Genomic DNA, 14,237 nt, shown 5'->3' on the forward strand with positions numbered 1-14,237 from the left:
CGCTCAACGGCGGCCTCGGCGCCGACACGCTGGTCGGCGGTCCCGGTGACGACCACTACACCGTCGATCATGTCGGCGACCAGGTCGTCGAAGCGGCCGGCGAAGGTAACGACATCGTCCACAGCCCGATCGACTGGGTCCTCGGCGACCACCTCGAACGGCTCAACCTGACCGGCAGCGATCCGGTCGGCGCGACCGGCAATGACCTCGCCAACATGCTCTACGGGCAAGCCAACAGCGCCGCCAATGTGCTCGCCGGCGGTCTCGGCAACGACATCTACCACCTGGGCGCCGGCGACCGCGTGCTCGAAAACCCCGACCAGGGCCACGACAGCGTCTATGGCTACGGCAGCGAGCACACCCTTGCGGCCAACGTCGAGAACCTCTACCTCGCCGTCACCAGCGCCGCCACGCTGACCGGCAACGAACTCGCCAACAGCCTGCGCGGCAATGCCGGCGACGACCTGTTGAGCGGCCAGGCAGGTAACGACACGCTCAACGGCGGCCTCGGCGCCGACATTCTCGAAGGTGGAACCGGTCACGACACACTGACCGATAGCAGCGGCAGCACGCTGTTCAATGGCGACGCCGGTAATGACCTGCTCAGCGGCGGCGCTGGTGCGGAGATGTATCTGGGGGGCGCCGGCAACGACACGCTGCACAGCGGCGCCGGCAATGATGTCATCGTCTTCAACCGGGGCGATGGTCGCGACACGCTCGTGGCCAGTGACTCAGGCCAGGGCGTGCTTTCGCTCGGCGGCGGTGTTGCTTACTCGGATCTATCGTTCAGCCAGTCGAATGGCGACCTTGTCATGACGATCGGGAGTGGTGACCAAGTCACCTTCAAGGACTGGTATGCCGCAGGCCCGACCGCCATTCGCAGCGTGCTCCGTCTGCAGGTGATCGCCGAGGCCATGGCCGACTTCGATGCCGGCGGGAGCGATCCGCTGCGTGACCAGAAGGTGGAAACCTTCGATTTTGCTGGCCTGGTCGACGCCTTCGACGCCGCTCGCAGCGCTGCCCCGACACTGACTCAGTGGGCACTGAGCGATGCCCTGACCCGCTTTCAGCTGGCCGGTTCGGACAGCGCCGCGCTCGGTGGCGATCTCGCCTATCAGTACGGCCGCAACGGCAGCCTGACAGGAATCGGCGTGACGCCGGCAATCGGCGTTCTCGCCGACCCGGCGTTCGGCAACTCGGCGCAGGCGCTGACGCCGCTGGTCGGATTGCAGATCGGCATGCAACGACTCGCGTGAGGATCCTGATGACTGTCGAGTGGCGAAGGGCTACCGTTCCTTCCACCCACTGAGCGCAGGATTGTTATGTCTGCCCTGTTCAAGCCAAAGTCGCTCGAGGCCGATCCGCTCGACTTTTCACCAGCCCTGCTGCGACTCACTGACTCGCCGCCCAATCCGCTCGGTCGTAAGGTGCTCTGGACCCTGCTGGCCCTGCTGGCAGCGCTGCTGTGCTGGGCGCTGCTCGGCCAGCTCGACATCGTCGCCGTCGCCGAAGGCAAACTGATCCCGCAAAGCTACCTGAAGATCGTGCAACCGGCCGAATCCGGCATCGTCAAGGAGATTCTGGTCAGCGAAGGAGAGACCGTTCGTGCCGGGCAGGTGCTGATGCGCATGGATACGCGGATCACCGACGCCGATTTCAAATCGTTGATGGCCGAGCACCGGCGCAAGCGCGCGACGCTCACGCGTATCGACGCCGAACTGGCCGATCGGCCGTATGTTCCGGCTGACGGCGATGCCTCTGAACTGTCCCGGGAAATGGCCGCCCAATACCGTGCCAACCGGATCGCTCTCGAAGCCTCGCTGGCCGAAGAGAAAAGCCGTCTGCTCAAGGCGCGTCACGAGTTGGCCTCGGCCGAGCAGATCCGCAGCAAACTTGCTGACACGCTGCCGCACTACCGCGCACAGGACGAGGCCTTCAACAAACTGGCCAGGGATGGCTTCGCCGGCCCGCTGATGGCGAGCGACAAGCAGCGTGAACGGATCGAAAAGGAGCAGGAGCTGAAAACGCAGGATCATCTGATTGCCTCCGCCAGGGCCGGCATCTCGCAATCCGAGCGCAAGCTGGCGCAGATCGACAGCGACTACCGGCGCCAGTTGCATGCCGAACGTAACGAAGTCCAGGGCCAGTCCGACCGGCTGGCGCAGGAACTCGCCAAGCAAAGCCACCGCCAGACACTTCTCGAACTCAGGGCCAACCAGGACAGCGTCGTCAAGGAACTCGCCACACACAGTCCGGGCACCGTCGTGCAACCGGGCACCGTGCTGCTGACGCTGGTGCCGAAAAACGACATCCTGCGTGCCGAAGTCTGGGTGTCCAACGAAGACATCGGCTTTGTCCGGCCGGGGCAAGCGGTCAAGCTCAAATTCGCTGCTTTTCCATTCCAGAAGTACGGCATGGTCGAAGGGACCGTCGAGCATGTCGGCGCCGATTCGGCGGACAGTCCTGGCGATCCGGCAGAAACGGGCCGGAATGACGCTCTGCCCAGAAACCGGCGACTGGGATACAAGGCACTGGTCGCGCTCAAGGACATGCATCTGGCGATCGATGGCCAGCACTTTGCCCTCGGCGCGGGCATGCAGACACATGCCGAAATTCGCCTTGGGCAGCGAACCGTCGCCGAGTATCTGCTCTCGCCAGTACGCAAGGCCTGGCACGAGTCGGCCAGGGAACGTTGAGCATGGCGGGTTTTTCCGGCAACCGCCTCGAGTTCGATGCCTGACTACGACTAGAATGGGCGCTTTGCCAGACTGCGAAGAATGACCATGATCCGTACCCGTTTTGCGCCTTCGCCAACCGGTTTCCTGCATATCGGCGGGGCGCGCACTGCGCTTTTCTCGTGGGCTTACGCTCGCCACCATGCCGGCCGCTTCATCCTGCGCATCGAGGACACCGACCTGGTACGTTCGACCCCGGAAGCCGTGCAGGCGATTCTGGATGGCATGCACTGGCTGGGGCTCAACCACGACGAGGGGCCCTTCTACCAGACGCAACGGATGTCTCGCTACCGGGCGGTCATCGAAGAAATGCTCTTGGCCGGTAGCGCCTACCCCTGTTACATGACGCCGGCAGAACTCGATCGCCTGCGTGAAGAGCAGCGTGCCGCAGGCCTCAAGCCACGTTACGATGGTCGCTGGCGTCCGGAGTCGGGCAAGACCTTGCCGGCGCCGCCGGCGGGAGTGCAGCCGGTGATCCGCTTCAGAAATCCGACCGACGGAGTGGTCGCCTGGGATGATCTCGTCAAGGGGCGGATCGAGATCGCCAATGATGAACTTGACGACCTGGTCATTGCGCGCGCCGATGGCACGCCGACCTACAACTTCTGCGTCGTCGTCGATGACCGGGATATGGGCATCACGCACGTCATTCGCGGTGACGACCACGTCAACAACACCCCACGTCAGATCAACATCCTGCAGGCGCTCGGCGCACCATCGCCGCGCTATGCGCACCTGTCGATGATTCTTGGCGATGATGGCCAGAAACTGTCTAAGCGGCATGGTGCGGTCAGCGTCATGCAGTACGATGACGAAGGCTATCTGCCGGAAGCGGTGCTCAACTATCTCGCGCGCCTTGGCTGGTCGCATGGCGATGACGAGATTTTCTCGATGCCGCAGTTCTGCGAGTGGTTCGACCTCGACCATATCACCCCGTCGGCAGCACAGTTCAACACCGAGAAGCTGAACTGGCTCAATGCACACTACCTGAAGCGCGCCGAAACAGCGCGACTGGCAGAGCTGGTGCAGCCACGGCTGCAGGCGCGCGGCGTCACGGTGACCGCTGCACCGTCGCTCGCGGCGATCATTGATCTGTACAAGGAGCGTGCCGCCAACCTCAATGAACTTGCCGACCTCGCGGAAGTGTTCTACATCGAACTGCATCCGAAAGCGGATCTTCTGGCAAAACACCTGACACCGGAAACGCTGCCGGCGCTGGCAGATTTCATCGATCACCTGCCGTCGGTTGCCTGGGAAGCCGCTGCAATTGGCGCCTTGATCAAGGCCAGCGTTGCCAGGCACGGGTTGAAAATGCCCAAGCTGGCGATGCCGCTGCGCGTGCTGCTGACCGGCCTGGAACAGACGCCGTCGGTCGATGCCGTGGTCGCCCTTTTCCCGCGCGAGACGGTGCTCAAGCGACTCGCTGTGGCCAGGTAAGACCTGACGGTCCATCCCCGTCAGGGGGTGATTGGTTACGGACCTTTCATGATCGGGGTGCTTGGAAAAGTCATGGCCGTTAGAGTGTGCGAAGCGCACGGTCAGGACTTCCCATGGCCGGCGAAGAGATCACAAGCTCACCCGAACTGTTGCGGGATGACTAGCGGTACGGGATGTGCTTTTCGTACCTCGATCCGCGTTACCCTCTGCAGTTCCAATCCCCAGTGGCTCATCGCCAGCGAAACCAGAAGGGCTTCGCCGGGGTTGAGGCAACCGTCGGCGTTGACGATGTCGAGTACGGCGCTCAGTACCTGTTGCTGAAGTTCAGGCGAACCGATATCGTCGAGCAGGTGATCGATCAGTTCGCGATCAAGCTCGATCTGCCCGACATTGGGAGGGCGGGCGACCTGCAGCATGTCATTGCAGAATTCATGTATGACTCGATCGAGGGTCTCGGGGTCAATGCGCAGCTTTTCGAAAAGCGCATGCTTTTCGAGTGACATCAGTTCGCAATGGTCAAGCGCACCATCGGCGAGCAGAGCAAGAGCGATAATCCGTGAAATGGCTTCGGGGCTATCGACGGCATAATTACGCATGCTTTTTCCTTCTAATGTGAAAGTCGTGTATGCGACTCAGGAATTCTCCTTCATCGCGGGGGTAGGGGGAGACGGAAACGATGACTTTCATGACCGTTAGGCGTTGTTTGAATCGAATCTATCGATTGGGCGAAGTGGTTTCCTGTCAGGAACCGACGGATGCTCTTCCGCCACGGTAAGGTGTTGTTTTGTCGGGGCGCTGGTGCGCATGGTTCGTGAGCAGGTGCCCGCGCTGGTCGTCCGTCTGCTCACCACGCGCAAATCCGGGTTGATGTCGCGTCGTTTTCCCAGCACGCCTTTTCAGTGGGGTTGCGAACGAAGCGGCCAGGCAGGGGAATATTGCCTTTGCTAAGATTGAGGAAACCGTAAGCGAATCCCGGTTCCACCATATTCAAGGTGTAAGTCGGCTTCCCTTGGGCCGAGATCTGAAAACTGCCGTCCCGCGCCGTGGCCCGGAACTCGCACTTGAAATGGCCCTCGTCGCTCGTCGAACAGCGGGCCGGCCGCGCTTCTGCGACGTATGCCTGGCAGAGGATGGCGGCAAGGACGCTGTGCACCACAAGCGAACGCGGCCCTGCTTTGGAAAGTCTTGCCGGGATCACCGTCAACAGCCTCCCCATGGCCAAGCCATCCAGGAACGATCCGCCCTGGCGGCACAGGAGACCGCGCCAATCCAATGCAGGCCGGGCATGCGGCCAGGTTCCCGAATGCATTTTACGGGCGGTTTGTCGACTGCTTGCGGGTGGCATGACGGGATTTCAGTCGGTAGAGGCTCTCAGTGCGGCCCAGGTTCGCGCACCCACCACGCCGTCCGCAGTGAGACGGTGCCGTGTCTGGAAATCCAGCACGGCCTCCCTGGTATGATCGCCATAATGGCCGTCCACCAAGAGACGATACCCGGCATCGATCAACTCGTTCTGCAGATCCACGACGGCATCGTTGCGGTCTCCAGGGTGGAGCGTCGGATTCCTGGCGGTGGGCGTACTCTCCGCCAGCCAGATCGCCTTGGCCTTGATCAAGTAGCGTTGGCGGTCATCGAAGCCATTGAGGCCGCCATTCACTGCGCGCGTGACGGCGCGAATGTCGTCGCGGTCGGCAAATCGGTTGATATTCCGGCGCCGCCAATACGAGACCGCCGACAACAGGGCCCACGGGAATTTTTCCAGTTCCATCGGCTGCTGCTCGAAATCCGGCGCTTCGGGAACGATCTTGCGGATGTCGTCACGCGCTTCCCGATAGTTCGCTCGCCCGGTGGTCTGGATCAGGCCCCGTCCCCGATACCGTGGACCATCTCCCGGTTGCACATTCCCCAGATCCTTTCTGCCTTCGTAGGCATTGCCGGAGGCAAACTCGCGAGTCGTCCTGAAGTGAGCACTTTCGTGTGCGAGCTGGGCCATGAAATGACAAATCCGGAGTGGGGTCTCGATTTCTCCCCGAGCAATGAGCTGCTGATTGTCCACGATTCCTTGCACGATCGCCGGAACCGCAGTGGCCGACAGATCCAGGATGTCTGATGCCGTGATTTTTTCCATCGCCAAGCTCCCGAAATAATCAGTTACTGCCGTGCCTGCTCAATCGTCAAGCACGACGCTGGTGTAGACTTCCTGAACGTCATCGAGGTTTTCAAGGGCGTCGATCAGCTTCTGCATGCGCAGCGACTCGTCGCCGTCGAGTGCTGTCTCGTTCTCGGCTTTCATCGTCACGCCGCCGTATTCGGATTTGAAACCGGCGGCTTCGAGCGCTTCCTTGACCGCCATGTAGTCGTTCGGCGCGGTCAGCACTTCGACCGAACCATCCTCGTTGGAGAGGACGTCATCGGCGCCGGCCTCGATCGCCGCGTCCATCAGCGCGGCTTCGTCGGTACCGGGAGCAAACAGCAACTGCCCACAGTGTCTGAACTGGAAGGCGACACAGCCGTCGGTGCCGAGATTGCCGCCGTACTTGTTGAAAGCGTGGCGCACGTCGGCAACGGTGCGCGTCTTGTTGTCGGTCAGGCAGTCGACGATCACCGCAGCGCCGCCGATGCCGTAGCCTTCATAACGGATTTCGATGTATTCGACGCCTTCAAGCTCGCCGGTTCCCTTCTTGATCGCGTTGTCGATCTTGTCCTTGGGCATGTTGACGCCTTTGCCCTTGTCGATGGCCAGGCGCAGGCGCGGGTTGAACGACGGGTCGCCGCCGCCCATCTTGGCGGAGACGGTGATTTCCCTGGCGATCTTGGAAAAGGATGCGCTGCGCTTCTCATCCTGGCGTCCCTTGCGGTGCTGGATGTTGGCCCATTTGGAGTGTCCTGCCATGCTGACCTCTGAGGATTGCCGATCGGGTCCGGTGGCTGCCCGGTGCAACAAACCCGACCGCAAATGGTTGATAATCAAACCCCACATTCTAGCACTTCCGGTCATCCCTTCCTGCTACCACTTTTTCGGAGTCGATCATGGTTACCCCTCTGCTCATTGCCAGACACGAAGATATCGATCTGGCCCTGCTGCCAGCCCTGGCCAACCGGCACGGTCTGATCACCGGCGCCACCGGCACCGGCAAGACGATCACGCTGCAATTGCTTGCCGAGCGCTTTTCGGCGATTGGCGTGCCGGTGTTCATGGCTGACGTCAAGGGCGATCTCTCCGGCCTGGCCGCTCCCGGCAGCCTGACGCCAAAACTGCAGGCGCGCCTGGACGCACTCGGCGTGTCCGACTACGCGCCGGCGAAATGCCCGGTCACCTTCTGGGATGTGTTCGGCGCGCAGGGACATCCGGTGCGCGCGACGATCTCGGACATGGGGCCGGTGCTGCTGTCGCGGCTGCTGAATCTCAACGACACGCAGGCCGGGGTACTGCAACTGGTGTTTCGTATCGCTGACGACAACGGTCTGTTGCTGCTCGATCTCAAGGATCTGCGGGCGATGATCCAGTATGTCGGTGAGAACGCCAAGAGCTTTACCACCGAGTACGGCAACGTCTCGGCCGCTTCGATCGGCGCCATCCAGCGCGGCTTGCTGAACCTTGGAGAGCAGGGGGGCGAGGTCTTCTTCGGCGAGCCGATGCTCGACATGGCCGACCTGATGCAGACCGACGATGGCCGGGGGGTGGTCAACATTCTGGCTGGTGACAAGCTGATGGCTTCGCCACGTCTCTATTCGACTTTTCTGCTCTGGCTGCTTTCCGAACTGTTCGAGCAATTGCCGGAAGTCGGCGACCTCGACAAACCCAGGCTGGTTTTCTTTTTTGACGAAGCGCATCTGCTGTTCAACGAAGCGCCCGCAGCATTGCTGGAAAAGATCGAGCAGGTGGTGCGCCTGATCCGTTCGAAGGGTGTCGGCATCTACTTCGTCACGCAGAATCCGCTCGATATTCCCGATACCGTTCTCGGTCAGCTCGGGAACCGGGTTCAGCACGCGCTGCGCGCGTTCACGCCGCGAGACCAGAAAGCCGTCAAGGCGGCCGCGCAAACCTTGCGGGCGAATCCGAAGTTCGACGCCGAAACGGCGATCAGCGAACTCGGCGTCGGCGAGGCGCTGGTTTCGTTCCTCGACGGCCAGGGCCGGCCGAGCGTCGTCGAGCGTGCCTTCATTCTGCCGCCGGCGTCGCGAATCGGTCCGCAGACCCCCGAGGAGCGGCAGGCAGTGATCAGGAGTTCGGCGGTTTACGGGCACTACGAGCAGGCCATCGATCGCGAGTCGGCTTACGAAAAGCTCAAAGGAAGCGCCGTCGCCGCGTCGTCGAACGGTGGCGCGCCTGCTGGCGAGGCGGCACCGGCTGCGCCGGGTGGCGGCTGGCTGGGAGGGCTGAGCGACCTGTTCGGCGGTGGTTCGGGCAGCGGCCGGGGACGCAACAGCGATTCGGTGATCGAGACGGCGGTCAAGAGCGCCGCGCGTGCCATCGGCTCGCAGGTGGGTCACGAGATCATTCGCGGCGTTCTCGGTTCGATTCTCGGCGGCGGCTCGCGCCGGCGCTGAGTCTTGTCGATTCGATTTCCCGACGACCAACGAGCGAGGCTGCAAATGGTACTCGAAGAAATGACCCTGGGCGACGCGTCGCTGATTACCGTGACCTTCCTGTTTACCGACATCGAAGGCTCGACGAGCCTGTGGGAGCGCGAGTCGGTGGCCATGCGCGCGGCCTTGCAGCGCCATAATGTCCTGCTCTCGTCGGCGATCGAAGGCCATGGCGGTTACGTCTTCAAGACCGTTGGCGATGCCTTCTGTGTCACTTTCGACGATGCGGCCGAAGCGCTCAGGGCGGCCTGCCAGATCCAGACCCGCGTCGCTGCCGAGAAGTGGCCGACCCGTACCGCGCTACGGGTACGCGTCGCACTGCACACCGGCCCGGCGTACCTGAGTCATGGCGATTACTTCGGTACGACAGTGAACCGTGTGGCACGCCTGCTGGCGGTGACGCACGGCGGGCAGACCCTGCTGACTTCGAAGACCGAAACGCTGGTGCGCGATTCCTTGCCCGCCAGCAGCAGCCTGCACGATACCGGCATGCTGCGACTGCGTGACCTGCCGCAGCCGATGCATGTTTTCCAGTTGGTCCATCCGGGTCTGCCGGCGAGCCTGCTGGAGACCGGCGTTGCCGCGAGTGCGAACAAGCTGACCGGGGAGCCGCTGGCGCGCCTGCGGCCGATCGACGTCTACGACGTGCCGACCTTGCCGACGATCGTCCTGAAAACGCTGAAGGTCATGCAGAACCCCAACATCGATGCCCGGGCAGTCGAACGGGTGATGGTTAACGACCCGGCGATCTCGGCCAAGATCCTGCGGGTTGCCAACTCGGCGTTTTTCGGCTTCTCACGCCGTGTGGCGACCATCGCCGACGCGGTGCGTCTGCTCGGCTTCATCAATGTGCAGGGGATGCTGATCTCGGTCGGTGCTTTCGACGCTTTTCGCACCAGGCAACTGAACCTGATCGATTTCTGGAAACACTCGATCGCCACAGCCACCGCAGCACGTTTTCTCGCATCGCGGGTACGGTGCGTAGCCGATGAAGCGTTCATGGCCGGTCTTCTGCACGACATCGGCAAACTGATCTTCGCCGTGCAGGCGGAATCGGTTTATCGACAGGTGCTCGAACTCGGACGCGGTTCGGCCATGAGCAGTCTCGAAGCCGAGCGCACGCTGTTCGAGTTCACCCATTCCGAGGTGGGCGAAATGGTCGCCGAGCGCTGGGATCTGCCGGCGAAGTACATTGCCGCCATCGCTTACCATCATGACCCTGCGGCAGCCGGCGACGAGCGCGTATTCTGCGCGCTGATCGGTCTTGCCAACCAGGCGGCGCATGCGGCGCTCGGCAGTCCGGCCGTTGTCGGCAATGACGCCGAGCTGAGCGCCCTGCTCGACGAACTCGACCTGGGTCAGACACAGTGGAACGACTGCCTGCTGCATCTGCAGGAGGCTCAGTCGACCATCGCCGCCTTCGTGGGTGCCATCCAGTGAAATGCGTCTGCGTTCAGTTGACGGGGAGGCCCTCGTCGACGGGCGAGATCACCGACCACTCCTCGATCCCTGACAGTCGGCAGCCAAGCTGGTGGGCCATCCCGCGGGCGCCGCAGGCCATCACCGCGAAGTGGCGCCAGGCGAAGATCGGCCGCAACAGGGGGACCCACAGACGCATCCAGGGTTTGCTCAGTTCGACATCCCAGCGGTAGGTGAGGGAGACTGCGCCGGGGGAGGCCTCCTCGATGAGCCACAGCCCGATACCGCGCAGGTCTCCGCTGGCCGTAGCTTCGAGTTCTCGCCAGCGTTCCGCGCGCCGGGTGGTCATCACGATTCGCAGCAGGTATCCCAGGCCGCTTCGCCAGAGGAAAGCATGCCGCGAACCGATGCCATCGCGGTCGCCATCCGCGAGGTTGCTGACGCTGGCCAGGTATGGCCACCAGTCGGGCCAGTTGACCGGGTTGATCAGCAGCTCCCAGAGGCGTTCCCGTGTCGTTTCCAGGCGCCAGCGGCTGATCATCACAAAACGCGGGCTCACCGTCCTGGTGAGCACGGCTGCACCTCACGGCCGCGGATGAAAGCCAGCGCGCCATAGTCGCTGCGCACCTCGCCGTGGTCGCTGCCAGCCGGTGCAAGGTGGAAGTCGCCAGTCTGAACCAGTATATCGCCGAAGAAGGCGTCGCCACTCAGCATGATGCATTCTTCCTCGCCATGGTGCGTGTGCGCCGGCAGGTGCGCTCCCGCCGCCAGACGGAAGAAGCGCGAGATGACGTCGCCGTCGCGCCAGAGAATCTTCTGCTCGACACCCCTGGCAATCCTGTGCCAATCGCCTTCGCCAGCAAAAACAGTATGGCTGGCCGGCCCGTCGCCCGGGATCAGGCCACCGAGCAACTCACCGAGTACGCCTCGGGTATGGCCAAGCGAGGTGCCACGCAAATAGGCCAGTGCGCCTGTGCGGGACGTAATGCGCGCATGCCGGCTGCCCGGTGGTGAAACATGGTAGTCGCCCGGTCCCAGGTTCAGTGCGCCGAGTTGCAAGCCACCGCGCAAGACGATCCCTTCCTCGAGATGGTGATGGCGGTGTACCGGCAGCAGGGCTCCAGGGGCCAGTTCGATCAGGACCGACGCGCCTTGCGGACCCTCCCAGAGGGTTTTGGTGCGGACGCCGGCCTTGAGCGTGCGCCAGCTCCCGTCGCCTGTGCGAACCGTGCGCAGCCCGGCATGCCGGCGAACGCTGTCATCGACCCGGCGCAGCAGGCGGTTGCGCAGGTCGGTACGCTGGTGTGCGGGCAGTTCGATCGGCAGCAGTCCCTCGCAGATCAGAGGAGTCAATATGCGGGTGTCGCCGTCGTCTTCAGGGGGGTGAGTGAATTGTTCGGGATTCATGGCGTCACCATTGGCGAGCGAGGATCATCGGCGCCGAGCAATCGGCGCAGGCGCAGAAGAGCGCGGCGGATATGGGATTTGACCGTCCCCAGAGGAAGACACATCTGGCAGGCAATCTCTTCGTGCGAAAGGTCCCGGAAAAACGCCAGTGCCAGCAGTTGCCGGGGCAGCGGATCAAGATCCTGCAGCGCGGCATGCAGGCGGTGCTGCCGCTGCACGGCCAGCAGCAGATCCTGGGGATCATTTTCCCCTCCCTGCTGGTCAGCAAGCCGCTCCTCATCGAGTGTTTCGGCCGGGTCCCGGCGGCGTAGGGCGTCGAGCGCGCGGCTGCGGACAATGGTCAGCACCCAGGCCAGGACGCTGCCACGGGTAGCGTCGAAACGCGGTGCCTGCCGCCAGACTTGCCAGAAAGCGTCCTCGGTGACCTCCTCGGCAGTTTGCACCTGGCGGGTGATGCGTAATGCCAGGCCATAGACGCGGCCGGCCAGTGCTTCGTACAACTCGGCCAGCGCCTGCTCATCCTGGTGAACGATACGGGCAATGCAGGCTTGCAGGCGTGCCTCGTCGGCCAGGATGCCCGGCACCCGTGCCTGTCCTTCCGTCAGTTCAGCCGGGTCGGTCGCGGGCAGCGTTCGGGGATCGCAATCGTCGGTTTCGTTCATTTCATGAGCTTCGGTTTGCACATCGGACGAATTCTGCCCGATCCGGATCGCCAGGCCAAACGCTTTGGCGAGAACTTCGGAGGGCTGTCGGGTGGCAGTATCGGCAAAGTCTTTGCAGGCAGCAGGCTGGACGGTCACGCCGGAAGGTCGATGCAGGGTGGGTTGTGGCGACAGGTCTTTTGCGGCGGACACCAGATGCCGGCCTGCCCGCTGTGCAGACCGCGCGCGACGGCAGTAGCCCGGCACCGGTGTCGCCGATACGGACTCAAACGCCTCGCCGCCGCCGGGAGGTCCAACCGGCGACGCCGAGACTACCCGCCAGCAGCGCAAATGTCGACGGCTCGGGTGTGGCCGAGATTTCGAGGAATGGGCGGAGCGTCGCGTTGGCCGAGGCGGAAGACGCGTACAGCGAAGCGATCGGCCTGCCCGAGTCGGCGATCACGATGTCGGGCTGCAACAGCTCGACACCAAAGTTGGTCGTCGGATCGGACAACCAGTCCTGGACGAGCCCGGTGACATCAAACGACACCCACTGGTTCACGCCGTCCTGCACCGTTGAGCTGAATGTTCCGGCGACCGTCGGCTGGGTTTCCCAGGTCACCGTCGTCTCTCCCCAGGCCTGGGTGACGCGGTGCAACTCGGTGGTGATCGGTTTACTCGTCGTCGGATTGTCGAACGGTGGCAGGCCCGGCAGGGCGAAGAGGTTGAGCCTCGCGTTCAGGATTTGCCCGGCGGAGAATCCCAGCGTGCCCAGATCGAAGCGCAACAGCGATCTGGTATCGTGTGCGCGCGTCTCACCCAGCGTGCCGATCAGGGGAACGGTGTTGCTGCTCCCCAGGAAATTACCGAAGGGTACGGGGGGTGGGCTCAGCGCATTCAGCGTCTGGCTGTCCAGGTTCGTCACCCGCGCTGCCGTCGGAATGCCGAAAAAGCCGGGAATCGCAAATTCGTAGACAAAGACGTCCTCGCTCTTTGCTTCGTCGGGTTGCAGGATGGTCGTGGCGCCGTGCGCTGCCCCGGCGAGCGTGCTGGCAAGCAGAATCGGCAGGGCTTTCGAGGTCAAGGTGTGATGCATCGGTGATCTCCGGTGGTGGGTTGGGGGGGTATGACAGGTGCGTCTTTTGCACCTGCGTCAACACCCTTACGCACGAAGTCACGCAGCGGATGCAGGCCAGGTTCCGGCCGGCGCCGCAATCCGATGGATCGCGACGTGCACGGGTTCGTCCGCGTACCGCCATTTCCGCCCGCCGAGCAGGCCCAACAGCCCTTCGGCGAGGCGTTGTATCGTTTGTGGGTCGGGTACGGGCAGTTTGAGGTAGCATTTTCCGGTCGCCGGGTCGGTCTGTCCCCAGGATGACGCACGCTCGCCGCTTGACGCGGCAGAGATCTCGCCAAGCAGTTGCGCGCCGGCAAAGTGCTCGGGTGAGAGTTGCCAACCCTGGACGGTATCGAACAGACGGCCGACTGTCGGCTGCAGTTCGAACGGAAAATCGCTACCGAGCTGCAGGCGGACGCGCCGCTGACCGGCATAAGCGGTCCTCAAAAAGTCTTCCAACATTCCAGCAGCGATTTGAGGAGGAATTCCGCCCGGTGATTGTCGGAGAACTGATCCGAGACCGCTTCTAACCGAGTCACTGCCGCGGAGGATCGCATGTTATAGTTCCCGAGAGGGATCGGCCTGCTCAAGCGCCACAGTCACGGCAGATCGGGATGGCGGCATTGACGGCGACGCCATTGGCCGACAATTTAGTCCACAGGGCTGTACGCTATCTCCATGTTTCGGCAACAATTCCAGATCGGATTTATGGATCACATCAGCATAATGACGCAAAGCAAAGCGTCAAATGGGATGTCCACTTCACGTTGAACTAAAGCGCTGCGCGCTGGTGTAGGCACCCCACCGCAGCCCACCGCTCCTTCTCTTCTCGCTGTCGCCCCCTGAATTCGCTTTCGCCGTGACCCTGACGGGTCCGCGCCTCGCTTCCCA

Annotated in this window: 14 protein-coding genes; 5 read left to right on the forward strand and 9 right to left on the reverse strand. The window is 62.8% G+C overall.

The window, feature by feature from the left end:
• The 3 genes from V5B39_RS19075 to gltX form a co-directional block, all read left to right on the forward strand.
• Positions 1-1,256 (forward strand): calcium-binding protein (locus tag V5B39_RS19075; RefSeq protein ID WP_332344443.1); only part of this gene is annotated, 1,256 nt, incomplete at its 5' end.
• A 66-nt stretch (positions 1,257-1,322) separates the two neighbouring features.
• Positions 1,323-2,696, forward strand: coding sequence for an HlyD family type I secretion periplasmic adaptor subunit (locus V5B39_RS19080; RefSeq protein WP_332344444.1), 1,374 nt, complete (start codon positions 1,323-1,325; stop codon positions 2,694-2,696).
• An 87-nt stretch (positions 2,697-2,783) separates the two neighbouring features.
• Complete coding sequence (gene gltX / locus V5B39_RS19085; protein ID WP_332344445.1) at positions 2,784-4,172, forward strand: glutamate--tRNA ligase; 1,389 nt, start codon at positions 2,784-2,786, stop codon at positions 4,170-4,172.
• Positions 4,173-4,309: 137 nt separating this feature from the next.
• Here the strand turns inward: gltX and V5B39_RS19090 are convergent, their stop codons facing one another.
• From V5B39_RS19090 to V5B39_RS19105, 4 genes are all read right to left on the reverse strand, one after another.
• Positions 4,310-4,768 carry a hypothetical protein gene (locus V5B39_RS19090; protein ID WP_332344446.1) on the reverse strand — a complete coding sequence of 153 codons (459 nt, stop codon included), beginning with the start codon at positions 4,766-4,768 and terminating at the stop codon, positions 4,310-4,312.
• Positions 4,769-5,016: 248 nt separating this feature from the next.
• Positions 5,017-5,376: a hypothetical protein gene (locus V5B39_RS19095; RefSeq protein WP_434735726.1), complete on the reverse strand. Its 360-nt coding sequence runs from the start codon at positions 5,374-5,376 to the stop codon at positions 5,017-5,019.
• A gap of 150 nt (positions 5,377-5,526) precedes the next feature.
• The gene (locus tag V5B39_RS19100) at positions 5,527-6,300 is read right to left on the reverse strand and encodes a peptidoglycan-binding protein (protein WP_332344447.1); all 774 of its coding nucleotides are present in this window, start codon (positions 6,298-6,300) and stop codon (positions 5,527-5,529) included.
• A 39-nt stretch (positions 6,301-6,339) separates the two neighbouring features.
• Positions 6,340-7,065, reverse strand: coding sequence for a YebC/PmpR family DNA-binding transcriptional regulator (locus V5B39_RS19105; protein WP_332344448.1), 726 nt, complete (start codon positions 7,063-7,065; stop codon positions 6,340-6,342).
• A gap of 137 nt (positions 7,066-7,202) precedes the next feature.
• On the opposite strand from V5B39_RS19105, the gene V5B39_RS19110 reads away from it, so the two are divergent.
• Together V5B39_RS19110 and V5B39_RS19115 are read left to right on the forward strand one after the other, a co-directional pair.
• Complete coding sequence (locus V5B39_RS19110; RefSeq protein ID WP_332344449.1) at positions 7,203-8,723, forward strand: helicase HerA-like domain-containing protein; 1,521 nt, start codon at positions 7,203-7,205, stop codon at positions 8,721-8,723.
• 45 nt (positions 8,724-8,768) lie between these two features.
• Positions 8,769-10,202, forward strand: a complete 1,434-nt coding sequence (locus V5B39_RS19115; protein ID WP_332344450.1) for an HDOD domain-containing protein — start codon at positions 8,769-8,771, stop codon at positions 10,200-10,202.
• 13 nt (positions 10,203-10,215) lie between these two features.
• On the opposite strand, the gene V5B39_RS19120 is transcribed toward V5B39_RS19115, so the two are convergent.
• The 5 genes from V5B39_RS19120 to V5B39_RS19140 form a co-directional block, all read right to left on the reverse strand.
• Positions 10,216-10,755, reverse strand: a complete 540-nt coding sequence (locus V5B39_RS19120; protein ID WP_332344451.1) for a hypothetical protein — start codon at positions 10,753-10,755, stop codon at positions 10,216-10,218.
• Positions 10,737-11,588, reverse strand: a complete 852-nt coding sequence (locus tag V5B39_RS19125) for a cupin domain-containing protein (RefSeq protein ID WP_332344452.1) — start codon at positions 11,586-11,588, stop codon at positions 10,737-10,739. The genes V5B39_RS19120 and V5B39_RS19125 overlap by 19 nt, the downstream gene beginning before the upstream one ends.
• The gene (locus V5B39_RS19130; protein ID WP_332344453.1) at positions 11,585-12,442 is read right to left on the reverse strand and encodes an RNA polymerase sigma factor; all 858 of its coding nucleotides are present in this window, start codon (positions 12,440-12,442) and stop codon (positions 11,585-11,587) included. Before V5B39_RS19130 ends, V5B39_RS19125 begins: the two co-directional genes overlap by 4 nt.
• A gap of 73 nt (positions 12,443-12,515) precedes the next feature.
• A complete protein-coding gene (locus V5B39_RS19135) occupies positions 12,516-13,325 on the reverse strand; it encodes a DNRLRE domain-containing protein (protein ID WP_332344454.1) in 810 nt (269 codons plus the stop codon).
• 78 nt (positions 13,326-13,403) lie between these two features.
• A complete protein-coding gene (locus V5B39_RS19140; RefSeq protein WP_332344456.1) occupies positions 13,404-13,793 on the reverse strand; it encodes a hypothetical protein in 390 nt (129 codons plus the stop codon).
• Between the last annotated feature and the right edge of the window lie 444 nt (positions 13,794-14,237).

Source organism: Accumulibacter sp. (assembly GCF_036625275.1).
Classification (GTDB): Bacteria; Pseudomonadota; Gammaproteobacteria; order Burkholderiales; family Rhodocyclaceae; genus Accumulibacter.

Coding starts and splice junctions, on each gene's coding strand:
- V5B39_RS19080 (WP_332344444.1), top strand. CDS start 1,323: ATGTCTGCCCTGTTCAAGCCAAAGTCGCTCGAGGCCGATCCGCTCGAC.
- gltX (WP_332344445.1), top strand. CDS start 2,784: ATGATCCGTACCCGTTTTGCGCCTTCGCCAACCGGTTTCCTGCATATC.
- V5B39_RS19090 (WP_332344446.1), bottom strand. CDS start 4,768: ATGCGTAATTATGCCGTCGATAGCCCCGAAGCCATTTCACGGATTATC.
- V5B39_RS19100 (WP_332344447.1), bottom strand. CDS start 6,300: ATGGAAAAAATCACGGCATCAGACATCCTGGATCTGTCGGCCACTGCG.
- V5B39_RS19105 (WP_332344448.1), bottom strand. CDS start 7,065: ATGGCAGGACACTCCAAATGGGCCAACATCCAGCACCGCAAGGGACGC.
- V5B39_RS19110 (WP_332344449.1), top strand. CDS start 7,203: ATGGTTACCCCTCTGCTCATTGCCAGACACGAAGATATCGATCTGGCC.
- V5B39_RS19115 (WP_332344450.1), top strand. CDS start 8,769: ATGGTACTCGAAGAAATGACCCTGGGCGACGCGTCGCTGATTACCGTG.
- V5B39_RS19125 (WP_332344452.1), bottom strand. CDS start 11,588: ATGAATCCCGAACAATTCACTCACCCCCCTGAAGACGACGGCGACACC.
- V5B39_RS19135 (WP_332344454.1), bottom strand. CDS start 13,325: ATGCATCACACCTTGACCTCGAAAGCCCTGCCGATTCTGCTTGCCAGC.